This window comes from Gordonia sp. GN26, assembly GCF_054823965.1.
Window position 1 is genome coordinate 19,584 of record NZ_JSYC01000006.1, and the last position, 23,158, is coordinate 42,741.

At 67.3% G+C, this 23,158-nt stretch carries 19 protein-coding genes and 1 pseudogene; 13 read left to right on the top strand and 7 right to left on the bottom strand.

The window, feature by feature from the left end:
• Positions 1-8 precede the first annotated feature (8 nt).
• From nuoL to OK17_RS01125, 6 genes are all read left to right on the top strand, one after another.
• On the top strand, positions 9-1,922 hold the full coding sequence (gene nuoL / locus OK17_RS01100) for an NADH-quinone oxidoreductase subunit L (RefSeq protein WP_232717342.1): 1,914 nt from the start codon (positions 9-11) through the stop codon (positions 1,920-1,922).
• The gene (locus tag OK17_RS01105) at positions 1,919-3,556 is read left to right on the top strand and encodes an NADH-quinone oxidoreductase subunit M (protein WP_461416417.1); all 1,638 of its coding nucleotides are present in this window, start codon (positions 1,919-1,921) and stop codon (positions 3,554-3,556) included. Before nuoL ends, OK17_RS01105 begins: the two co-directional genes overlap by 4 nt.
• Positions 3,553-5,316 carry an NADH-quinone oxidoreductase subunit NuoN gene (gene nuoN / locus OK17_RS01110; RefSeq protein ID WP_461416418.1) on the top strand — a complete coding sequence of 588 codons (1,764 nt, stop codon included), beginning with the start codon at positions 3,553-3,555 and terminating at the stop codon, positions 5,314-5,316. Before OK17_RS01105 ends, nuoN begins: the two co-directional genes overlap by 4 nt.
• A gap of 116 nt (positions 5,317-5,432) precedes the next feature.
• Positions 5,433-6,314, top strand: a complete 882-nt coding sequence (locus OK17_RS01115; RefSeq protein WP_461416419.1) for a LysR family transcriptional regulator — start codon at positions 5,433-5,435, stop codon at positions 6,312-6,314.
• Entirely contained in the window at positions 6,311-7,237 is a 927-nt protein-coding gene (locus OK17_RS01120) for a serine hydrolase (RefSeq protein WP_461416420.1), read from the top strand. The genes OK17_RS01115 and OK17_RS01120 overlap by 4 nt, the downstream gene beginning before the upstream one ends.
• A gap of 89 nt (positions 7,238-7,326) precedes the next feature.
• Complete coding sequence (locus OK17_RS01125; RefSeq protein ID WP_461416421.1) at positions 7,327-9,099, top strand: penicillin-binding transpeptidase domain-containing protein; 1,773 nt, start codon at positions 7,327-7,329, stop codon at positions 9,097-9,099.
• A gap of 28 nt (positions 9,100-9,127) precedes the next feature.
• Here the strand turns inward: OK17_RS01125 and OK17_RS01130 are convergent, their stop codons facing one another.
• Entirely contained in the window at positions 9,128-10,723 is a 1,596-nt protein-coding gene (locus OK17_RS01130) for an alkaline phosphatase D family protein (RefSeq protein WP_461416422.1), read from the bottom strand.
• 124 nt (positions 10,724-10,847) lie between these two features.
• Between OK17_RS01130 and OK17_RS01135 the strand changes: the two genes are divergently transcribed.
• Positions 10,848-11,072: an amphi-Trp domain-containing protein gene (locus OK17_RS01135; protein ID WP_461416423.1), complete on the top strand. Its 225-nt coding sequence runs from the start codon at positions 10,848-10,850 to the stop codon at positions 11,070-11,072.
• Positions 11,073-11,420: 348 nt separating this feature from the next.
• On the opposite strand, the pseudogene OK17_RS01140 reads toward OK17_RS01135, so the two are convergent.
• The 3 genes and pseudogenes from OK17_RS01140 to OK17_RS01150 all read right to left on the bottom strand — a co-directional run.
• Positions 11,421-11,783 (bottom strand): annotated as a pseudogene (locus tag OK17_RS01140) (DUF5995 family protein); the annotation flags it as partial.
• A gap of 420 nt (positions 11,784-12,203) precedes the next feature.
• A complete protein-coding gene (locus tag OK17_RS01145; RefSeq protein ID WP_461416424.1) occupies positions 12,204-12,884 on the bottom strand; it encodes a DNA alkylation repair protein in 681 nt (226 codons plus the stop codon).
• A 26-nt stretch (positions 12,885-12,910) separates the two neighbouring features.
• Positions 12,911-14,581: a nuclease-related domain-containing DEAD/DEAH box helicase gene (locus OK17_RS01150; protein WP_461416425.1), complete on the bottom strand. Its 1,671-nt coding sequence runs from the start codon at positions 14,579-14,581 to the stop codon at positions 12,911-12,913.
• Positions 14,582-14,882: 301 nt separating this feature from the next.
• On the opposite strand from OK17_RS01150, the gene OK17_RS01155 reads away from it, so the two are divergent.
• From OK17_RS01155 to OK17_RS01165, 3 genes are all read left to right on the top strand, one after another.
• The gene (locus tag OK17_RS01155) at positions 14,883-16,490 is read left to right on the top strand and encodes an MDR family MFS transporter (RefSeq protein ID WP_232717359.1); all 1,608 of its coding nucleotides are present in this window, start codon (positions 14,883-14,885) and stop codon (positions 16,488-16,490) included.
• Positions 16,487-17,308, top strand: a complete 822-nt coding sequence (locus OK17_RS01160; RefSeq protein ID WP_461416426.1) for a universal stress protein — start codon at positions 16,487-16,489, stop codon at positions 17,306-17,308. The genes OK17_RS01155 and OK17_RS01160 overlap by 4 nt, the downstream gene beginning before the upstream one ends.
• A 95-nt stretch (positions 17,309-17,403) precedes the next feature.
• Positions 17,404-17,922, top strand: coding sequence for an OsmC family protein (locus OK17_RS01165; RefSeq protein ID WP_461416427.1), 519 nt, complete (start codon positions 17,404-17,406; stop codon positions 17,920-17,922).
• A 149-nt stretch (positions 17,923-18,071) separates the two neighbouring features.
• On the opposite strand, the gene OK17_RS01170 is transcribed toward OK17_RS01165, so the two are convergent.
• Positions 18,072-18,785, bottom strand: a complete 714-nt coding sequence (locus tag OK17_RS01170) for a YoaK family protein (RefSeq protein WP_461416428.1) — start codon at positions 18,783-18,785, stop codon at positions 18,072-18,074.
• A gap of 163 nt (positions 18,786-18,948) precedes the next feature.
• Between OK17_RS01170 and OK17_RS01175 the strand changes: the two genes are divergently transcribed.
• Positions 18,949-19,671, top strand: a complete 723-nt coding sequence (locus OK17_RS01175) for a GNAT family N-acetyltransferase (RefSeq protein ID WP_461416429.1) — start codon at positions 18,949-18,951, stop codon at positions 19,669-19,671.
• Between the two features lie 6 nt (positions 19,672-19,677).
• On the opposite strand, the gene OK17_RS01180 is transcribed toward OK17_RS01175, so the two are convergent.
• Entirely contained in the window at positions 19,678-20,553 is an 876-nt protein-coding gene (locus OK17_RS01180; RefSeq protein ID WP_461416430.1) for a hypothetical protein, read from the bottom strand.
• Between the two features lie 125 nt (positions 20,554-20,678).
• Between OK17_RS01180 and OK17_RS01185 the strand changes: the two genes are divergently transcribed.
• Positions 20,679-21,650, top strand: a complete 972-nt coding sequence (locus tag OK17_RS01185) for a hypothetical protein (protein WP_461416431.1) — start codon at positions 20,679-20,681, stop codon at positions 21,648-21,650.
• Here the strand turns inward: OK17_RS01185 and OK17_RS01190 are convergent.
• Complete coding sequence (locus tag OK17_RS01190; protein ID WP_232717367.1) at positions 21,640-22,560, bottom strand: alcohol dehydrogenase catalytic domain-containing protein; 921 nt, start codon at positions 22,558-22,560, stop codon at positions 21,640-21,642. The genes OK17_RS01185 and OK17_RS01190 overlap by 11 nt on opposite strands.
• A 113-nt stretch (positions 22,561-22,673) precedes the next feature.
• On the opposite strand from OK17_RS01190, the gene OK17_RS01195 reads away from it, so the two are divergent.
• Complete coding sequence (locus OK17_RS01195; protein WP_232717368.1) at positions 22,674-23,114, top strand: winged helix-turn-helix transcriptional regulator; 441 nt, start codon at positions 22,674-22,676, stop codon at positions 23,112-23,114.
• The last annotated feature ends 44 nt before the right edge of the window (positions 23,115-23,158 follow it).

The window sequence follows — 23,158 nt, forward strand, 5'->3', positions numbered from 1 at the left end:
GAGGATTGGTGAACGCCGAACTGACCGCGTCACTGCTCTGGCTGGTGCCCGCACTACCGCTCGCCGGTGCGGTGATCCTCCTCCTCGGTGGTCGGACCACCGACCGCTGGGGCCACCTGCTCGGTACTGCCGCAGCGATCGCGTCGTTCATGGTCGGGCTGGTGATGTTCGCCGGGATGGTGTCCCGTCCCGCCGATGACCGCGGGGTGACCGACACCCTCTTCAGTTGGGTTCCGGTCGGAGAACTGCAGGTGGACTTCGGTTTCCGCCTGGACCAGTTGTCGATGTGCTTCGTCCTCCTGATCACCGGCGTCGGATCGCTGATCCACGTCTACTCGATCGGCTACATGGCCGCCGACCCCGATCGTCGACGGTTCTTCGGCTACCTCAACCTGTTTCTCGCGGCGATGCTCGTCCTCGTCCTCGCCGACAACTATCTCGGCCTGTACCTCGGCTGGGAGGGTGTCGGTCTGGCGTCGTATCTGCTGATCGGCTTCTGGCAGTTCAAACCGACCGCAGCGACCGCGGCCAAGAAGGCCTTCGTGGTCAACCGCGTCGGCGACATCGGGCTCGCCGTCGCCCTGATGATCATGTTCGCCACCTTCGGGTCGGTGGCGTTCACCGCGGTCTTCGATGGCGCCCCGCAGGCCGGCGAAGGAACCCTCACCGCCCTGGGTTTCGTGCTCCTGCTCGCCGCCTGCGGCAAGTCTGCCCAGGTGCCGCTGCAGTCGTGGCTCGGCGACGCCATGGAGGGTCCGACCCCGGTGTCCGCGCTGATCCACGCGGCCACGATGGTGACCGCAGGCGTTTACCTGATCGTGCGCTCCGGCCCGATCTTCGACCTGGCGCCCACCGCGCAGGTCGGGGTCGTGGTCGTCGGTGCCGTGACGCTGCTGTTCGGCGCGATCATCGGTTGCGCCAAGGACGACATCAAGAAGGCGCTCGCGGCGTCGACGATGAGCCAGATCGGTTACATGGTGCTCGCCGCCGGACTCGGCCCGGCCGGCTACGCATTCGCGATCCTGCACCTGCTCACCCACGGTTTCTTCAAGGCCGGCCTGTTCCTGGGCGCCGGATCGGTGATGCACGGGATGAATGACGAAACCGACATGCGACGGTACGGCGGACTCCGCACACTGATGCCCGTCACCTTCGTGACGTTCGGGGTCGGCTACCTCGCGATCATCGGCGTCCCACCATTCGCAGGCTTCTACTCCAAGGACCACATCATCGAGGCCGCCTTCGGGGCGGGTGGTGCGAAGGGCCTGATCCTCGGCGGTGCAGCGCTTCTCGGCGCGGGCATCACCGCCTTCTACATGACCCGCGTGATGCTGCTGACGTTCTTCGGCGAGAAGCGCTGGCACGACGGCACCGACGCCCCAGCGCCGCATCCGCACGAGTCACCCCGGGTGATGACCGGGCCGATGGTCCTCATCGCGCTGGGTTCGGTGGTCTCCGGCGGACTGCTCGCGATCGGCGGTTCACTCGAGCACTGGCTCGAACCCGTGGTCGGCGAGCACACCGCCCACCACCTGATCCCGGTGTGGGCGATGACCGCGATCATTCTCGTCGTCGTCGCGGCCGGCGTCGCGGTCGCCTACCGTCAGTACGCCACCCGGCCCGTCCCCACCATCGCACCCGACGACGTGTCGGTGCTGACCGTCGCGGCACGACGTGATCTGTACGGCGACGCGATCAACGAAGAGTTGCTGATGCGACCCGGACAGCGGATCACGGCCGGCCTCGTCGCCGTGGAGTCCGACGGCGTCGACGGGTTGACGAGCGGGGTCGGGGAAACCGTGACCCGCACGTCGCGTCGAATACGTGGCTGGCAGAACGGTTATGTGCGGTCCTACGCACTGTCGATGTTCGCCGGGACGACCCTGATCGTCGCACTCGTGATGGCGGTGAACGCGCTGTGAACATCCCCTGGCTGACGATCCTCTGGCTGGCCCCCGCGGTGGGCGCGGCTCTCGTCCTCGCCATCCCGGTCAATCGGCCCGCGGCGGCACGCTGGTTCGCCTTCGCGATCACCGTCGGCGTCCTCGTCCTGGCCGTCGGCCTTGCGGTCGGTTTCGATCCCGCCGGCGAGCGCTACCAATTCACCGAGGACGTGAGCTGGATTCCGGCCCTGGGAAGCCGATATGCGTTGGGACTGGACGGAATCGGGTTGGTCCTCATCCTGCTGACCGCCGCTCTCCTGCCGTTGCTCCTGCTCGCCGGTTGGCACGACGCCGACTCCGACGGGTCCCTGGATCACTCAGGCGGACGGGCGCAGAAGGGCCCGCACATCTACCTCGCACTGTTCCTCGCCACCGAGGCGATGGTGCTGATGAGCTTCGTCGCTCTGGACATCCTGCTCTTCTACATCTTCTTCGAGGCCATGCTCATCCCGATGTACTTCCTCATCGGCGGCTTCGGTACCGGCCCCAACCGCTCCGGCGCGGCGGTGAAGTTCCTGCTGTACAACCTGTTCGGCGGTCTGCTGTTACTGGCCGCGGTGATCGGCCTGTACGTGGTGTCCGCGCAGAACGGTGTCGGCGCAGACGGCGGTGGGACCTTCGCGCTCGGCGACATCGTGGCCGCGGTGTCGAGCGGTCAGATCGACGACACCACCGGCCTGGCGAAACTGCTGTTCCTCGGCTTCATGTTCGCGTTCGCGGTCAAAGCCCCGCTGTGGCCGCTGCATTCGTGGCTCCCCGATGCCGCGGTTGCCGCCACCCCGACATCGGCGGTGCTGATGATGGCCGTCATCGACAAAGTCGGGACCTTCGCGATGCTGCGGTTCTGCCTGCAGCTGTTCCCGGATGCGAGCCAGTATTTCGCTCCACTGATCTGCGGGCTCGCGGTCGTCAGCATCGTCTACGGCGCGGTCCTGGCCATCGGTCAGACCGACGTCATGCGCCTGATCGCCTACACGTCGATCTCCCACTTCGGTTTCATCATCCTGGGCATCTTCGTGATGACCGATCAGGGCCAGACCGGTTCGGCGCTGTACATGGTCAATCACGGACTCTCCACCGCCGCACTGTTCCTCATCGCCGGGTTCCTGGTGTCGCGGCGGGGCAGCCGCCTGATCGCCGACTACGGCGGTGTCCAGAAGGTCGCCCCGGTCCTTGCCGGGACGTTCCTCGTCGCGGGTCTGGCGACTCTGTCGCTACCCGGTCTCGCCCCGTTCATCAGTGAGTTCCTGGTCCTTATCGGCACATTCACGCGCTATCCGATCGCCGCTGTCCTCGCGTGCTCGGCCCTGGTGCTCTCCGCCGTCTACATCCTGTGGACCTACCAGCGGATGATGGGCGGGCCGGCGAGGTCCGACGACGAGCAGCGGTCGCCGATACGCGACCTCGCGGGCCGCGAACTGGCCGTTGTCGTACCGCTGCTCGCCCTGCTCATCGCCCTGGGTGTGTATCCGAAACCGATGATCGATCTGATCGATCCGGCCGTGCAGAGCACGTTGACCACGGTCGGGGTCAACGATCCCGAACCCGCGGTCGCAGACCCCGCTCATGATCGGCCCGCCGGCTCGACGACCGATGCGGAGGCCCACCGATGACCACGTCTCTCGTCACGACCCCGCTGGCCGCGATCGAGGCCCCGGGCGTCGAGTACGCGGCGCTGTCCCCCATGCTGATCGTGTTCGGTGCGGGAGTCATCGGGGTCCTCGTCGAGGCATTCGCCCCGCGCCGGGTGAGGTACTCGCTGCAACTGGCACTTTCGCTGGGCGGGCTCGTCGTCGCTCTCGCGGCGTTGGCCACCGTCGCGGCCGCGCAGACAACAGACGGCGCGAACGGCCAGTTCGCGATGTCGGGGGCCGTCGTGATGGACCGCCCGACGTTGTATCTGCAGGGCCTCCTGCTGATCATCGCGATCGTCGCGGTCGGGTTCATGGCCGAACGGCGACTCGAACGGGTCGTCGCGCCGGTCACCATGCGCACCCTGGCCGGGGCCGGGGTCGGCGACGATCAGTCCGGCAGAACAGGTCTCAACGGCGGTGGTGTCGACGCGGACATGTTCACACCGTCCGGCGCATCCGTGCCCAACACCGACGCCGAGTTCGAGGCGACCCGAGCCGGTGCCGTGACGACCGAGGTGTTCCCGCTGGCCCTGCTCGCGGTCGGCGGCATGATGCTGTTCCCCGCGTGCGGCGATCTGCTCACCATGTTCATTGCGCTGGAGGTCTTCTCGCTTCCGCTCTATCTGCTGTGCGGGCTGGCGAGGCGTCGTCGGTTGATCTCGCAGGAAGCATCGCTGAAGTACTTCCTGCTGGGCGCCTTCTCGTCGGCGTTCTTCCTGTTCGGTGCGGCGTTCGTCTACGGCGCGACCGGGTCGCTGAACCTGTCGACGATCGGGGCGTCGATCACCGACGTCGCCGGGACCGGCGGGGACACCACGCTGGCACTGATCGGTCTCGCCATGCTGGCGGTCGGCCTGCTGTTCAAAGTCGGGGCGGTGCCGTTCCATTCGTGGATCCCCGACGTGTACCAGGGTGCCCCGACCCCGGTCACCGCGTTCATGGCCTCGGCCACCAAGGTCGCCGCGTTCGGCGCGCTGCTCCGCGTCTTCTACGTCGGTTTCGGTGCGCTGCGCGACCAGTGGGCGCCGGCGCTGTGGGCGGTCGCGATCGCGTCGATGGTCATCGCGTCGGTGATGGCCGTGACCCAGAACGACGTGAAGCGAATGCTCGCCTATTCGTCGATCGCGCACGCCGGTTTCATCCTGCTCGGTCTGATCGCCTTCGACGACGCAGGTCTCGGCGCGACCCTCTTCTACCTGGCGGCCTACGCGTTCACCACGCTCGGCGCCTTCGCGATGGTGGCGGTCATCCGGGAACCCGATACGGACACGAGTACATCGGCACGCACCGCCGCGATCCACGGCACCGCGGCGACGGTCCGCAATCCGCACCTGTCCGGCCGCGAGGCCACCGACCTCACCCAGTGGTCGGGTCTGGGCCGGCGGTATCCCTTGGTCGGCGCCATGTTCGCGGTCTACCTGCTGTCCTTCGCGGGCATCCCGCTGACCAGCGGCTTCATCGCCAAGTTCGACGTCTTCGCCGCGGTTGCCGGCAACGGTGGTGGAGTCCTGGTGGTCATCGGCGTCATCAGCAGCGCGATCGCCGCCTATGTCTACATCCGCATCATCGTCGCCATGTTCTTCGACGACGTCCCCACCCGCGACGCACCGCACGTCGTGAAACCGAGCATCCTCACCACCGCGGGGATCGCGCTCTGCACGCTCGTCACGGTCGTACTCGGCATCTTCCCGCAACCGCTCCTCGATCTCGCCGACGCCGCCGCGACCTTCCTGCGCTGACCCGCTACGCAAACCCACCCTTTTTCGCCACTTCCACCACCCCGCGACCTGGTGGGTTCGTCCATCCGTGGTGGGTTTGCGGGGCCGATCGTCGTTGTCATGCCATCCTGGAACCCGTGGATCTCGTCAGGCACCTGCGATTCTTCGTCGCCGTCGCCGAGGAAGGCCACTTCGGGGACGCGGCCGCCCGACTGGAGATGACACAGCCGCCGGTCTCGCAGGGGTTGCGGCGCCTGGAGAAGGAGCTCGGGGTCCAGCTGATCCGACGCACCTCCCGTGGCGCCGAACTCACCGACGCCGGCCGTGATCTCCTACCCCGCGCACGACTCCTGATCGACGACGCCGCGCGGTTCCTCGGCGAGGCACGACGCCTTCATGACGGGTCCGAGGTGTTGCGTTGGGGTGCAGTCCCTCTCGCCGGGGCCGCCGCCGTTGCCGCTGTCGCGCAACGCCTCGGCGACGTGTCCTCCGGCCAGGAGATGGTGAGTGCCACGACGGTGGGTCTCGTCGAGCAGGTGTCGGCGGGCACCCTCGACCTCGCCATCGTCGACGCCCCCTGCGTCACCGGCACGCTCACGACCGGGCCGGTCGTCGTCTTCCGACGCCAGGTGGTCGTGCCGGCCGGTCATCCGGTCACCACCGCGACGCGGCCGCGGCTCCGCCAGCTCGCGGGACTCGACCTCTGCCACCCGCCACGAGCAGCCAACCCGCCCGCCCACGACCAGCTGATCGATCGTCTCCGCGAATCCGGACTCGACCCACACGTCCTTCCCGTCTCGTCTGCCGAGCACCTGGTGGCGGCCGTCGCCGGCGGTGGCGCATTCGGTCTGACCGCCGACGCAGAACGTCTCGCGTCACTCGATGCCGTCCGGTGCCTGCCTCTCGGGCGCGACACCACCGCACTCCGGCTTCGGGTCGTCTACCGGGAGTCAGCACTCGCCGAGGTCGCCGACGTGACGACGGCGGCACTCTGGAAGATCAGCAAGGCGTCCGGTTGAGTGCCCCGAGCACACTCCCCGACCACGTGCGGAAGCGAGTCGATCGCGACGTCGCCGAGATTCTCGCCGACGCCGGCTGTTCCGGCTGGGTACATGCCACGACGATCGGCTCACCGCAGATCGAGCACTCCTTCGACGCCGACGCGCCGGTCGTCCTGGCCTCGGTGTACAAGCTCGCCGTCCTGATCTCGTTGTGTCGCAGTGCCGATCGCGGTGACATCGACCTCGCCTCCTCGATCACGGTCGACCCGACGCGATGGGCGCAGGGCCCGACGGGACTGGCCGCCTTCCATGACCCGGTCACGCTGAGCCGGCGCGACCTCGCCACCTCGATGATGACGGTCTCCGACAACGTTGCCGCCGATGTCATCCTCGACGAGATCGGCCTCGACCGCGTCCGTGAGGATCTCGTCTCGGTCGGCGCCGACAGCACGCGGATCGTCGGCGGTGTCGCGGAATTACACGAGCGCCTTCAGCGCGAGACCGGAACCAGCACGGTGGCAGAGGCTTTCGCCGCTCTCGCCGATCCGGACAGCGACGCGTCGGTGAGTGCCTACGACGCCGCATACTCGAGTTCCTCGACGCCCCGGGACTGCACGACGCTCCTGTCCGCGGTCTGGACCGATCGCGCGGCGTCGGCGGAGATGTGCTCGTTCATCAGGGACACGATGCGCCGTCAGGTCTTCACCGCCCGCCTCGCGTCGGGTTTTCCCTTCCGGCGGGTCACCGTGGCGGGCAAGACCGGGACCCTGGTCGCGATCCGCAATGAGATCGGTGTCGTCGAGTTCCCCGGAGAACTTCCGGTCGCGGTCGCCGTCTTCACCCTGAGCGCCCGATCGGAGCTCGCTCTGCCCCACGTCGACCGGGCCATCGGCGAGGTGGCCCGGACGGTCGTGACAGAGCTCCGTGTTCCCGCCGATTAACCACTCGACCTGGCCCGATAGCGGATCACTATCGGGCCATCGCGCGCCGTGACTTTGCGTGGACGCCCCCGGATCGGTTGTCTGGCCACATGCGTCGGTGGTTGGTCGTCCTCAGTGTTCTAGCCGTGCTGGTCGGCACGTTGTCCGGGTGCTTCCTGACCCAGGACTCACCGGAAGACACCTTGCAGTCGTTCGCGGAGGCACTGCAACGGGGTGACGCCGACGCCGCCGCCGGTCTCACCGACGATCCGGCCGCGGCGCGCACGACCATCAAATCGATCTTCGACGGCATGGGTTCCACCCCGAAACTGTCGGTCACCCCCGACCTCGTCGATGACAAGAAGGTCACCGGCACTCTCGACCACCAGTGGCAGATCCGGGACACCAACGCCGCCTACCAGACGTCGGTTGTTCTCGCCGAGACGGATTCGGGTTGGCGCATCCGGTGGCAGCCCTCGGTCATGCACCGGCAACTCCGCGAGGGACAGTCCTTCTCCTACAGCGACGATCGCGCCTACCGCACTCCCGTGCTCGACACCAACGCCCGGCCGCTGATGACCTGGCAGCCGGTGGCGCTGATCGATCTCGAACGGGCACAGCTCGCGTCGGCCGGTCAGCTGGCCCGCGCACTGCGGCCGATCGAGCCGTCGATCACGACGGCGACCATCCGCAAACTGTTCGAGGGCAACAACGCCCCGAGCCAGACGGTGATCAGGTTGCGGGAAAGCGATCTCAAACGCGTCCAACGCAGTATCGGCGAGATCCCCGGTGTCACGACCACCGAGCAGGGCGCACTCCTCAGCGCGACCAAGGCACTCCACTCCCCGGCTATGGCAGGACTCGAGGACATCTGGCGCAAGGCGATCGACGCCACCGCCGGTTGGTCGATCCAGATCGTCGACCGGGACGGCGCACCAACGCATCTCGTGGACTCGGCGCAGCCCGGTCAGACGTCTCCGGTCCGCACCTCGCTCGACCGCGACATCCAGGCCCAGGCACAGCGGGCCGTCGACGGAGAACGACGCCCCGCGATGATCGTCGCGATCACCCCGTCGACCGGCGGGATCGTCGCCGTCGCCCAGAACGACGCCGCCGACAAGTCCGGCGCAGTGTCCCTCAGTGGGTTGTACCCGCCGGGATCGACCTTCAAGACCATCACCACCGCTGCGGCCCTGGCGTCGGGCGGGGTGCAGCCGACATCGCAGGTCCCGTGTCCGGGTCGCGCGACCATCGAGGGCCGGACGATCCCCAACGAGAACGACTTCGATCTCGGGACCGTCCCTCTGCCAACGGCATTCGCCCGATCGTGCAACACCTCCATGGGCGCGCTGGCCAACAAACTCCCCGCCGACGCGTTGACCTCGATGGCCCGCAAGTTCGGCATCGGCGCCGACTACACCGTGCCCGGGCTGACGACCGTGACCGGTTCTGTGCCGAAGGCCGATTCCCCCGCGCTTCGTGTCGAGAACGGCATCGGCCAGGGCACGGTCACGGTCAGCCCGTTCGGACTGGCGCTGGCCGAGGCGAGTCTCGCTCGGGGCGAGACCGTCACCCCGACGCTGGTCGAGGGACAGGCGACCACCGGTGACACCGACTCCCAGCCGATCCCCGGTGACGTTGTCCGTGCGCTGCGAAGCATGATGCGCGACACCGTCACCCGCGGAACCGCCACCGCGCTCCAAGATGTCCCCGGCCTCGGCGGCAAGACCGGCACCGCCGAGTACGGCGACAACAAGAACCCGCACGGCTGGTTCGCCGGCATCGTCGGCGACCTCGCCTTCGCGACGCTGGTCGTCGGCGGCGGGTCGTCGGGGCCCGCGGTTCAGGTCAGCGGGGAATTCCTGCGGCCGCTGACCAACTGACGGCGTCCGTCCCGCGTCGACGCCGCGCCTATCTCGCCGGCGCCAATTGCTTCGTGTACAGAGCCCTTCCCGAGGCGTCGGCGAGCTGGACGGACAGCACGCGAGTCCTTCCGTCGATCGACACCTCGCCGAAGTGTTGGTATCCCTCGGCCGGGGACACGTTCTCCTCGGTGGGCGCATGCACGAACTCGTATTTCGCGCCGAAGGTCTCGTCCAACGGGCTCTGCGGGAACGCACCCGCGTGCAGCGGCCCGGCAACGAACTCCCAGAACGGCGAGAAGTCCTTGAAAGCAGCGCGATCGGGTTCATAGGAGATCGCCGCCGTGTAGTGCACGTCTGCGGTGAGGTACACGATGTTCGGCACGGTCTTCGTCTGCGACAGGATGCGTGAGAATGCGATCTCGCGTCCGAGGGGTGCACCCGGATCACCCTGGCCCACAGCTTCCATCGCCGTCGGGCCGTTCTCGGGCGTCGTGTTCTTGTCGGCGACGACGATGCTCAGCGGGAGGTCGTTGGCAACAACCTTCCAGGTCGCCGTCGATCCCTTCAGCCCGTCGATGAGCCACTGGGTCTGTTCCGCCCCGAGTACACCGTCGCCATTGACCGTCGACCACGCATCGGGATTGGGGTCCTTGTGTGTGCGCATGTCGAGGAGGAAGACGTCGAGCAGAGGCCCGTAAGAGACCTTGCGGTACAGGCGTTTCGACCTCGACGCATCGACGGGTTGCCACTCCTGCCAGGCCTGTCGCGCATTGCGGGCCAGAACATCGACGTCGGTCTCGGTGTAACCATCGCGCCCCTGACCGGCGAGGTTCTCGCCCGGGAACCAGTTGTTGACGACCTCGTGGTCGTCCCATTGCACGAGTTGGGGCACCGACGCGGCAAACCGTCGAAAGTGCTCGTCGGTGAGGTTGTAGGCGTAATTGCCCCGGTAATCGTCAACGCTCTGGGCCACTTGCTCTTTCGCCGGGCTGGTCACGTTCCGGTAGATCATGCCGTTGTTCTGTTCCTGGGTCGCACTGATGGGCCCATCGGCGTAAATGGCATCACCGGAGTGGATGAAGAAGAGCGGGTTGCGCTCGGCCATCGTGGCGAAGATCGGCATCCCGCCGAGGTCGGGGTTGATGCCCCACCCCTGTCCCGCGACGTCACCCGACCACTGAAAGGTGATGTCTCGCGCCTGAACCGGGGCGGTGGTGAAGGTCCCGACGACCGGTTCACCGACTGCGCCGTCGTCACCTTCGAGGGTCACGCGGTAGTGAACGGTCTGCCCGGGTTCGAGGCCGGCGACACGAACGCGACCGGTGCCGTCGGTATCCGGCGTCGCCACGGGTCCGCGGATGCGTCGAGCACCCCGGAACGACTCAGACGAGGCGGTCTCGACGATCATCGCCGCCGGCCGGTCCGATCGCGCCCACACCAGTGCGCCACTGCTGGTGACCTCCCCGGTGGCGACGCCGTGGGTGAGCTTCGGACGCGACCTGATCAGACTTGCACCGGAACCCGAGTCCGGCGATCCGCATGCGGCCGCGGCCCCGGCCGGGATCAGGAGGGCCCCCGCCCCGGCGGTGCGCAGGATCGTGCGGCGGGAGAGATGCTGGGAGAGGAAGGGTGCTGAGGTCACCCGGGTCAGATTTGCGCAACGGTTCGACGCGCCGGAGAACTGCGGGTGACGCCCGGATGTCCGTCGGTCGACCTGTCGATGCGGCACGCTTGACCGGCCCATCCCGATCGGCTCAGATGAACGCATGAGCGACGAACTGTTCGAGCACGAGACCAAGACCACGCTGACCCGCGAAGAGGTGGCGCAGCGGCTCCACGACCTCGCCGATGCGATCGCCCGGCACAACGAGGTGTCGTACATCGAGAACAACAAGACCGTGCGCATCGACATCCCCGCTCAGGTGGAGCTGAAAGTCGAGTTCGAGCGCGGTGAGGACGCATCGGAGATCGAGATCGAGATCTCCTGGTAGTTCTTCTCTTCGAGAACCAAGACGCGAGCCGGTGACCGGTGGTCACCGGCTCGCGTTCTTCGCTCAGATCTGGCCGAGCTTCTCCATCACGTCGAGCGCGACATTCGCCGTCTGGAACAGTGCATTGATCTCGGCCACGGTCACGCCACGGGTTGCCGGGTTCTGCAAGCCGAAACTGTTGACGAGCGCAGCGGTCCGGGTCGACTGGAAGAGGAGCGTCGTGGCCTGGCTGTCGCCGATCAGGTCTCCGACGAACCACGCGGTGAAGAGCGGGCCGAGGTCGACACCGTAGGTGCGCTTGACGTCTTGGACGATCGTCGGGGTGGCGTCGACGAGCGCACCGCCGAAGGTGTAGAAGTCCCGGGTGTGGCCGGCCGTCGTGTCGATGTTCTCCAGGGCGTAGGGGAAGTCGACGAGGAGATGGGCGAAGATCTGCCCGAGCAGGACCCGTCCGGGACTGCGGTCGCACGCGGTCGTGAGAGCGAAGGCCTGCGCCCAATGCGGCTGCGGCTCACCGCCGGTGGCGTACTCGTGAAGGTTCCCGACGTACAGGCGGACGACCTCGACCGCGAGGTCCGACGCCCACTCCGGATGTTCATAGATTCCGGATTCGATGCTGGGTCCGACGAGGTCGAAGATGTTGTCGAAGGCGATCGGGAACGTGCCGAGATAGTTGTTCGACTTGCTGAGCTCCTTGCGCAGGTCGCTGATCGTGGAGCGCGCATCGTCGAAGGTCTTGGATCTCGGACGTGTCGGTCAGTTCCGACAGTCGCTGTTTCGTCTCAGGGGTCGAGGCGGGGGCACAGCGACTTGCGGGAGCAGCAGTGGCCGCCGGGGTCAGTACGCCGGCACCACCGACGAAGACAGCGACTGCTGCGAGGCCCGCACAGAGGGCGCGTCTGGCATTCATGCCTGCGGAGCGTAGGGAGGCCTTCAGCCAGACCAAACGGTCTGAGACGTGGTGGGCTCAGATCTTCTCACTTCGGGTAACTAGGCCCCTACAGCCGCGGGACATAAGTCCACTTATGGTCGGGACCAAGGTCCCGACGCGCGAGACGGTGGGCCGCAACTGGGGCAAATGTCCTGGTCGGAGGCGTGCCAACTCGGCCCCTGAGTCCGGTCGAGAGTGGGTCAGCGCTTCCGCGCGCGGTGTTCTTTCGTCTTCGCGATGTAGGCCGCGGCGTCCGGCGTCTTGCAGCTGGTGTCGCCGTGGTCGACGACGACGGTGCCGATCCGGGCAGCCGCAGCCAACGCCTCCGATTCGAGAGCGTCGTTCCGTACCCCGATCGCGATGAGCGCCGTGTTCATCGAGTACCGCTCGCGGTTCTGGCCGCCCGCGATGTCGCGTTCGATCCGCGAGAGCAGTTGTCGGAAGTAGGAGTCCGGCAGCTTCTTGTCCTTCGTCGCGATGGTGGCGAGGATCCCCCATCCCATCGCGGCGACGAACTCGTGGTCCGATTCGATCCAACGCTCGGCGGTGTCCTTCGCCAGCAGGGTCGACGACGCGTACCCGGACACCGCGTCGGAGAGCGTGTAGTTGTCGACGTCGTGTGCCCAGGCGTCGAGGAGCTTCGGATCGGCCTTCTCGGGATCGGCGATCATGGCGGCCAGAACGCGCGCATCGTGATTCCCGCTGGCCCACAATCCCAGAGCGAGTTCGTGGTCGGTCTTGATCCGCTTCTTGAGCTTCCCGAGCGCGGAGTAGCTGACACCGAACTGGTTGTCGCCGACCCCGTGCCGGCTGTAGGTCTTGCGTGTCTGCTCGGAACCGAGGGATTCCAGTTCCGCGAGTACGTCGTCCACCGCTGCCATGTCCGGTCTCCACTCTTCCGTTGTCATCACTGCGGTTCCGTGTCGGCGATGCCGAGTTGGCGAGCGACCTGGGGTCCACCGACCTCCCGAACGAACTCGGGATCACCACAGACCACCAGTTCATCACGGGCGCGGGACAATCCGACGTAGAGGCGTTCGCGAGACCGATCCCACGCCTTCGTCTCGTTGAGCGCCAGCACGACGACGCGTCGTTCCAGTCCCTTGAAACCGAGGACGTGACCGTAGAAGACCTGCTCACCGTCCCAGAACGACTCCCAGTACTCCCGGGTGCCCTCGGCCTGGCGTGCTTTCTGTTCGGAGTGGCGGCTCCCGGTGGTCAGCAGCGCGATGTCCTCGGGCCGCCATCCCTTGTCGAGCAGCGGGTCGATCTGGTCGTCGGCGGCGTCGAGCGCGTCGGCTGCCGCGCACGGCACGAAGGTCACGGCCGGTCCGTTGCCACCGTGCAACTGCATTCGCTGTCCCACAAGCGGTTTGAAGGTCTCGGCGATCTGCTTGGTGTTGCGGAGGTTGTGGTCGAGGACCAGCGGCACCAGGTCCACCGGCGGCGACCCCTGTCGGGCGAAGACACGCTGCGCTTCGTCGCTGAACACGTAGATGCCGCCGGACTCGGGGTCGCGCAGGCACGCGAGCATCGGTTTCCACCAGTCGTCGGCGAAGTCCTGTGCCTCGTCGACGACTATCGAGTCGAAGCGCTTTCCCGGCGGGAGCCCCTGCGCGAGCTCGTACATCTGCTGCGGAAGCTCGTGTTCCCAGAAGTCCTGCGCCGCTTGGGTTCGTTCCTGCTCGTCGGGACCGGTGGGCGCGCCCCATTCGATGCCCAGTTCATGGAACTCGCCGACATACGCGGGCCGTTCCTTGCGTGGCCACGTCTCGGTGAGTCGCCGGAGGAACGACGCCAGCCCATGCGAGTAACAGACGAAGGCAACCCGCTGACCGTCCTTGGCGAGGCGTCGTGCCTGCTCGACGGCGAGGAAGGTCTTGCCGCTGCCCGCACCGCCGCGCACCTCGACGCGACTGAGCTGGTGGATCGCACGGAGGATCACCGCCTGGTGGGAGGTGAGCGTGTCGGCGACGCTCTCGTTCTCCAGAGCACGGGCGACCACATCGCGTTGCGGTAACCCCCTGCCGCTGAGCGCGATCCGCAGCTGGATGATCCCGTCGGCGTCGATTCCCGGCCAGTCGACGTCCTTCTGCAGCAGGACATTCCGGATGAGCGGCATGAGCTTGTGGAGCTGGGTGCGGTCGACGACCTTCCATCGCGGGCACTCGGGAAGTGCGAAGCTCGAATCGACCTCCGAATGCGGGAAGACCACCACGTGATCCCATCGCACGCGCCCCTGCGTCCATCGGGGATCGTGTTCGACGAAATCACGCAGCGCGTAGCAGCCGTCCCTGACCTGTGCGACCGGGTCGATCCGCTTCGGGCCCTGCCCGACGCGCTCCTGCCACCACGATTCGCCGTCGTGCCACACCTCGCCGCCCTTGACCTCGACACACACGACCCCGGACCCTTCGATCGCGACGACGAAGTCGATCTCGTGATCCTTCGAGTGGTCGGTGACCCGCTGCCCGACGACGATCAGATCCTCGTCCAGGAGTTGTGCGTTCAGCGCGTCGAAGACGACTTCTTCGCCGGCCGCCGCGAACCGCGGGTTCTCGGGGATCACCGCAGGCATGACGGATACCGCCTTCTGTCAGCCGCACCCAGGGTGTCCGTCATGGGTCAAACCTCGCGTCGTCGATGCCTGTCTGGCGAAGGCTATCGCGCGCCGACGACACCGTCCGGAATCACACGGCGACACGTCACGAGACGGTTTCGACCCGTCCGCGACTGAGGCGTCGGCCACAGCCGGAACAATCTTCGATAGTTGCGTGTTACAACTTTCACATCTGTCCTAGTTGCAGCATTCAACAATGTGCCGTCCCGTGCGCGACCTCCGGTCAGTACGAGGACGCGTCTCGCGGAGGTATCGAAGTATGAGCGCACCCGCCACCGGGCCGGCGGACGTCGAAGACATCCCGATGACACACCGCCAGCGGATCGAGGCGCTCGTCGGCCTCCTGCTGGGTATGTTCGTCGCGTTCCTGTCGTCGACCATCGTGTCCAATGCCCTGCCCACGATCATCACCGATCTGCACGGCACACAGGACCAGTACACGTGGGTGGTCACCGCGACCCTGCTGGCGTCGACCGCCACCACGCCGATCTGGGGTAAGTTCTCGGACCTTGTCAGCAAGAAACTTCTGGTGCAGATGTCACTGGCACTCTTCACCATCGGGTCGATCCTGGCCGGTACCTCACAGTCCGTCGACATGCTGATCGGCTACCGCGTCATCCAGGGTCTCGGCCTGGGCGGCCTGCAGGCGCTGGTCGTCATCGTGGTCGCAACCATGTTCAGCCCCCGCGAACGTGGCCGCTACCAGGGGCCGATGGCCGCGGTGATGTCGCTCGCCACCGTCGCGGGTCCGCTGATCGGCGGACTGATCGTCGACACCAGCTGGCTCGGCTGGCGCTGGACCTTCTACGTCTGTGTGCCCCTCGCCGTCGTCGCCCTGATGGTCATCCAGCGCACCCTGAACCTCCCCGTGGTCCGCAAGAAGGTCAGCATCGACTACGGCGGCGCACTCCTCATCGCCTCCGGCGTCAGCACCCTGCTGATCTGGGTGACCCTCGCCGGCAAGAGCTTCGACTGGGCGTCGGGGACGTCCTACGGCCTCGTCGCGCTGGGACTGGTTCTGCTGGCCGCTGCGGTGTTCGTCGAGTCGCGCGTGAGCAGCCCGATCATCCCGCTGCACCTGTTCCGTGACCGCACGACGACGCTGGCAACGCTGGCGAGCATCGCGGTCGGTGTCGCGCTCTTCGGTGGTGCGGTGTTCCTGGGTCAGTACTTCCAGATCGCGCGCGGCTACTCGCCGACCGCGGCCGGCCTGCTGACGCTGCCGATGATCCTCGGCTCGATGGTGTCGGCCACGATCTCCGGCCAGATGATCACCCGCTTCGGACGGTGGAAGGCCTACCTGGTCGCCGGTGCGGCGTTGATGACCGTCGGCTTCGGACTGCTCGCCACGATCGACGCACACACCAACATGGTGATCCTGGGTGGATACCTGTTCGTCCTCGGTGTCGGCATGGGGATGACCATGCAGAACCTGGTGCTCGCGGTCCAGAACAACGTCAGCCCCGCCAATCTGGGTGCGGCCACCTCGACGGTCACGTTCTTCCGTTCGCTCGGCGGCGCCTCGGGCGTGTCGGTGCTGGGTGCGATCCTGTCCAACCACGTCACCGATCTCATCGCCAAGGGCCTGAGCGCGGTCGGCATCGACGCGGCACAGACCGGCGGCTCGCAGGCCGGGCTGGCGAACCTCAACGAGTTGCCCGGTCCGATCGCCGACATCGTCCGCGGCGCCTACGGTGATGGCACGGCGAGGATCTTCCTGGTCGCCGGTGTCATGGCGGCGCTCAGCCTCGTCGCCATCTGCTTCATCAAGGAGGTCGCGCTGAAGACGATGAGCAGCGATGAGGAACGGCGGGCCGAGGCCGCCGCCGCGGCACTCGCCTCGACCGAGGACACCCAGCCGCGATGAGCACGGTCGCGGTCGGGCTCGACCACAGCCCGGAGGCGGAGGCCGCCGCACGATGGGGTGCGGCGGCCGCTCTCCGACGCGGCGGGCGACTGCTGCTCGTCAGCGGATACGCACCCGCGGGTGCCGCCCAGAGCCTCGCCGAGTTCGACATCGAGAACATCCGCGACGCCGCGCTGACCCGAGCCGACGCAGTCGCCGAGGCTCTCCGCGCCCACCATCCGGACCTGCACGTGGACACCCTGGTCAAGCCCGAGCTACCGGTTCCGCTGCTACTACAGGTGTCCGAACACGTCGACCTCCTGGTGCTGGGGCATCATCGGGCGAGCTGGCTGGAACGACTCACCGCCGGAAGCGTCAGCGCGACCCTCACCGCACGGTCGAAATGCCCGGTGGTCACAGTGCCTTTCGGCAACCTGAGCTTCGACGGCCCGGTTGTCGCCGCCATCGACGTCGACGCGCCGTCGGAACACGCCATCAGCACCGCGTTCGCGCGGGCCCACGAGATCGATCAACCGGTGACCATCATCTGTGCCATCCCGGACGACGCTGCGCCAGAACAGATCTCGGATGTGTACGCGCGAGCCGACGCCCTCTTGGAGCCGTGGCGAAAGCAGTACCCCGCGCTCTCGGTCAACATCCAGCTCGTCAACGGCGATCCCCATCGATCCCTCGCCGAAGCCGTACCGCAGGCGTCTCTGCTCGTCATCACCCGCCCCCGCGCCGGAACCACCTTCCCGGTCTGGACCACCTCGGTGACCCGCGCCGCCCATCACGCCTCGCGGTACCCCATAGCCGTGATCGATCACGCTGCGTCCTGATTTTCGACAGTTCGGATCAGCGTGGCGCTGAACGCTGTCCCGCGCCCTGTTGCTCGTTAGGTTCGATGCCACCGCATCGTTCGCGAAGGAGCACCATGACCGAGACCGCCACCCGCCTCAACGACGTCGACATCGCAGCTGTCGGTCAGCTCGTCGAAGCCATCCAGGCCGACGATTCCAAGGCTCAGACGACCTGGGCGGCGCATGTTCAGTGGAACGGTGCGTTCTCGTCCGAGGCCCGTGTCCGGAACTTCTCGCCGATCGGGTCCGACGAGCCGGCTGCCCTGGGCGGCGGCGACACCGCACCCAATCCCGTCGAGCAGCTCCTCGGTGCGCTCGGCAACTGCCTGGCGGTCGGTTACGCCGCCAACGCCACGGTGGCCGGCATCGAACTCAAGGACCTCCGCATCGATCTCAAGGGCGATCTCGATCTTCGCGTCTTCCTCGGGCTCGCCGAAGGTCACGCCGGCTTCAGCTCGATCACCGCGAACGTCACCATCGACTCCGACGCCCCGCGCGAAAAGCTCGACGAACTGCATGCGAAGGTCCAGGCCAGCTCTCCCGTCGGCCACACCCTCGGCAGCGCAGTGCCGGTCGACATCGTCCTGCGCTGACTCCACGAACCTCGGGCTCGGCGACCGTTCGGCCGGGACCTGAAAGACGGTCGGCGAGTGCGCAATAGCGCGTTCGCCGACCGTTTCCTCTGTGCGGGTCTGGACCACGTTGCGATTTGTGCCGCTTTCCGCGACAAAACGCAACGTGGTCAGACGGGCGCATCCGAACCGCCACCTGCCGCCGCAAGTACATGCCCGCACACCACCACGACGGCGCTGACGATCGCGGCCAAGGCGAAGACCGACCAGAGCGCGACCTTCACCAGCAGCGCACCGACCAGGGCGCCCACCAGGATCGTGACGATCGCCGCGAGCCGGCGGTTCAGGATCGTGGCCCGGCTGGGACGGGCGAACATGTCGATCGCCCAGGCGGTGATCGTCGACGTGACGACGACGGTGGTCACGTCCGCGACCCCGATGTTGCGCGCGGCTGCGGCCTGCATGCCCATTGCGCTCGCCGTCATCACGATGGCGAACATCGCCGCCATGTGCTCGGCCGGTTGCAGCCAGACGAGGACCGAGGTGCCGGCGACCAGCGACGCCGATACCGCCAGCACGGCGGTCAATCGCGGACTCCATCCGCGACGGCCGGATCCCAGGAACAGGCTCGCGATCCCGGCGCCGACGATGAACGCGACCAGTGCCAGGGATAGCGCGAGGACCGGCAGGCCGTCGGCGCCGGCTGCACCCATCCCGAGGATCAGGACGTTGCCTGTCATGTTGCCGAGGAACACGGTGTCGAAGCCGAGGAAACCGCCCGCGTCGACCACGCCGGTCGCGAACGTCAGCACGAGCATCAAGGTGAGATTGCGCGTCGCCGCACGGTCGGCGTCGACGTCGGGGGCACGCTCACTCGTCGCCACGCGCGGCTCCTTCTCGCCCGAACTTCCGCCGGGGGGCGTTCCGCGGAACGCCGCGACCAGCGCTGTTGATCGCCCGATCGTAAGGCCGGCACCGTCTGAGTGTCCTGCGCAGCCCAATTCCCGCGTGCGTGTTTCCGTCCCGCATCGCGGGTATCGTCGCCGTGTGGCCGGAAGCGTCGACGAATCCGCGGGCGGGACAGAACGTTCCGGCGCCACACCGCTCGACAACCCGGCCCGCGCTGCCCTGACCGGCCCGCATGCGCGGTTCGCCCAGAGCGTCGGCACCGCCCTGCGGTACCACCCCGACGTGTGCCCGATGGCCGCCCTCCCCGACGACCCGACCGCCGAGGACTGGGCCGACGCCGCACGATTGGTCGGTCCGGGAGGTGCGCTGTTCCTACCGGTCGTCGCAGACACACCGCCTGTCGGCTGGCAATCGAAGATGCACCTGCCCGGGGTGCAGATGGTCGACGCCGGAGTGCTCGCGAGACCCGACGACGCCGGCATCCGACTGGCCGCCGACGACGTCCCGGAGATGACCGACCTCGTTCGCCGCACCCGTCCCGGGCCGTTTCGTAATCGCACCATAGAGATGGGCACCTACCTCGGGATTCGACGCAACGGCCGCCTGATCGCAATGGGCGGTGAACGACTCGCCCTTGGGGGGCACACCGAGATCAGCGCCGTGTGCACCGATCCCGATCACCGCGGCGAGGGCCTCGCGTCACGGCTGGTTCTCGCACTCGCACAGGGCATTCGGGACCGGGGTGCAACGCCGGTCCTGCACGCGGAGGCCACCAACGTGAACGCGATCCGCCTCTACGAGCAGCTGGGCTTCGAGGTCCGGAAGGAAGTCTTGTTCCAGGTGGTCATCGCCCCTTCGTGACGAGCCTCAGGCCGCATCACTTCGCTTGAGCGACTTCGCCAGTGGGGCGATCTCATCCAGGTAGATCGAGGCGAGGACCTCGGATTCGTCGGCCATGTTGCGGACGCGGTCGCTCTCGGCACGGTCCCACTCGGCGTCGACGACGTGCTCGAATTCGTCTATCGCACTGACCCGGTCGAGCCAGGCCTGCTTCTCCTGGCGTTGCTGGATGCGGGCGACGATCTGCTCGTAGTCGGCGAACGCCTCCAGGCGTGCGACGAGGCCGTCGAGTCGCCCGGACAGCACCCGCGACTTCTCCGTGAAGGTGGCGACCACCTCGTCGTCGACGCCGAGGTGACCCTTGGGGGAATCACCGAGAATGTCGAGCTGGTCGCGCAGGCCGGCAGCGGCGGTGGCGATCGAGGTGACCTCGCCGTCGAGATCGACGCGGACGGCATGATGGTCGAAGAAGTCCAGTTTCCAGGCCGGGTGACGGGCCACGCTGTCGGCGATCATCGCCGTCGTCCAGACGATCTGTCCGACGCGGTCGCCTCTGAGCCGGTCGAGGTCACCGCCACCCCAGATGTCGAGGGCGCGGGCGACGTGTCCGGACGTCTCGTTCGTCTCGTCGGGGAGACGGCTCTGCACGGACTGGCACAACGCCCAGCGTCGGGCCTGTGCCAACCGCATGTCGTCGGCGAGCTCCCCGAGTGGATCGGCCGAGTTCGACGCGGCGGGGTCCGCCACCGATACCGGTGAATCACCGCGGCGGGCGCGTCGCCGGGCGGAGTCGGCTCTCATCTCGCTGAACATCGCCGAGAAGGCGCCGATCGCCGTGGACATCAGCAGGACGAGCGCAACCGCGACCACCACCACGAAGACGGCCACCGCGACGAACACCATGCTTCCAGTGAACCACTCGACGCCGGTCCCGTCGCCGGTTCGAACGCAGGTCCGTGGACGCCGGGGATTGTCGGACCCGACCTCTACCGTCGACGACACACATCAGCACCAGCCGGAGGCCGCACATGTCCCCCACCGTCACCCGGAACCAGTTGGAATTCGCCTTCCCCGACGTCCACCCCGACGCCCGGTTGCACATCCGCGTGCATCGCACCCTCCGCGTTCCCGACGACGAGACCACCTACGGGCTGCCACCGAGCATCGGCTCGTTTCCGCTGATGAATGCGGAATCGGTGGCCCACAGGTCGCGCACCTGGGCCGGTTCCGACGTCCTGCTCCCGATGTGGCAGGCCGAGGCCGCGTGGTTCAGCTTCTCCTCGCCCGAGGACTACCCGTTCCTGGTCCGGATCTCCGTCGGCGGCATCAACGCGGTCACCGGAGACGACTTCTCCGACGCTGTCGACTTCCAGGGCGAGGACTACTTCGAGGTCCCCGAACAGCCTTGGCTCGACGGCTTCCGCGTGGACGAGAAGACCGTCCGGCAGTTCGTCGCGATGCCTCTCGGTGGCGGTTACACGGCCGCGGAGCAGCTCACCGGAGCCGACGACGGAAGACTACGCATCCAGGTCACGCCGCTCCGCGGGTCGGTCTGGAACGAGCGGATCGCCACTCGACGCGAAGAGCCGACTCTCGACGATCCCGACATGATGGTTTTGTGTGCAGAAGCGCCCGGGGCCACCGGTGCGATGGGCATGGGCGCCGGCGGATCGATCACGCAGTCGATCGCGACGCCGATCGAACCGCGCACCAACTGGGACACCGGCACCACCGGCGAGGCCGTCCTGCGCATCGTCAACAGCGCCGACTGGAAGGGACTGACCGGCACCGCTCCGCACCACGCTCCTCCCACGATCGAGGAGTATCTCCAGTACGGCTACCCGTGGTTCGAGTGGTACGACGACTCGCTCGCGCGGCGCGGTGACTCGAAGCTCTCCGGCCTGAAGACGGTGAAGGAGATCGGGGACTCGAAGGGCGAGTCACCCCTCCCCGACAACCCCAGCTTCGACCCGCCCGTACCGCACGTCGTCACGGCGTGATCACCCACCGACCCCGCCGGCCCGGCTTCGCCGCGGCCTTCTGAGCATCGGCAGCCTGATCGAGGGGCAGGGTCCCCTCGACCCGGATCGGCAGGTCGCCCGCCGCGGCGAGTTCGAGCAGTCGTCCGAGCCGACCGTCGGCGTGAGAGTCCACCACGTCGACGGTGATCCCACGTTCGGCGGCCGGCGCTCGACCGGGCATCACCCCGACCAACCGGCCACCGTCACGCACCAGCGCGAGTGCGGCCTCCTGCATCGCCGCGGCGTCGGCGACCGCGGGCCAGCCGCCCTGTGGCCGGTCGAGGAAGCCGGCGCCGAGGCCGCGGACGAACCCCTCGTCGGCCGGTCGGGCCAGCCCGGTGACGTCCCATCCTCGACGCCGGGCCAGGACCAGCAGGTATCCACCGACCACTCCGGCCGCCCCGGTCACGAGTAGTCGGTCGCTGCCGGGTCCGGGCTCGTCGAGCAGGTCGAGGATCTGCTCGGCGGCAAGGGCGTTGATGGCCACGGTCGATGCCGCGACGAGATCCAGGGATTCCGGTACGCCCGCCACCGCATCGACCGGGACCACGACCTCGTCCGCGTAGGCGCCGGTCGGATGGTCGAAGCCGGGCAGGACACCGGCCACCCTGGTTCCCGGGGCGAGGTCGACGCCGGCACCGGACTCGAGCACCGTGCCTGCGAAGTCCATGCCCAATCCGACGGCCGCGTCGCCGTTGATCACCCCCACCGAGTGGAAGAACCCCGACGAGACCGCGAGGTCGACCGGATTGATCGACGCAGCGGCGACCGCGACGCGCACCTCGCCGTCCGCGGGTCGCCGCACCGGGACGTCGACGATCTCGATCGAATCGGGTCCCGACGGTGCGGTCACGACGGCGGCACGAAAAGTGTCTCGATATGTGTTCATGGTGTGCTCCTTCTTGTGTGTGGCGCTCCTATGAACCACCATGAGAGAGCAACTCTCCAATGGAAAGTACGCACTTCAAAGTGCGTTACTCACCGGAACGAAAGGGTGCCGCCATGCCGACACAGACCGCGGCCGACAAACGCGCCGAGGCCCGCGCACAGTACGACGCATTCCTCGCGCAGTGCCCGAGCCGCCAGCTCCTCGACCGCATCTCCAACAAGTGGGTCGCGCTCATCCTCGCCGCACTCGGCAGCGATGGCCCCGCCCCGGGCAACGACTGTCCCGGTGGCCCGCAGACCATGCGCTATTCCCAACTGGCACAACGCCTGGCCGGGGTCAGCCAGAAGATGCTGACGCAGACGCTGCGCTCGATGGAACGCGATGGACTCCTCACGCGCACCGTGACTCCCACGGTCCCGGTCACGGTCACCTACGAACTCACCGACCTCGGACTCTCCCTGCACGGGGTCATGGCATCGATCAAGACCTGGGCCGAGGCCCACATGGACGAGGTACACGCGAGCCGCGAAAGGTACGACGCCACACATCGGTGACCCGAGCGCTCGTACGACGCCGAACTCGCTCGACCAGGTTCGAT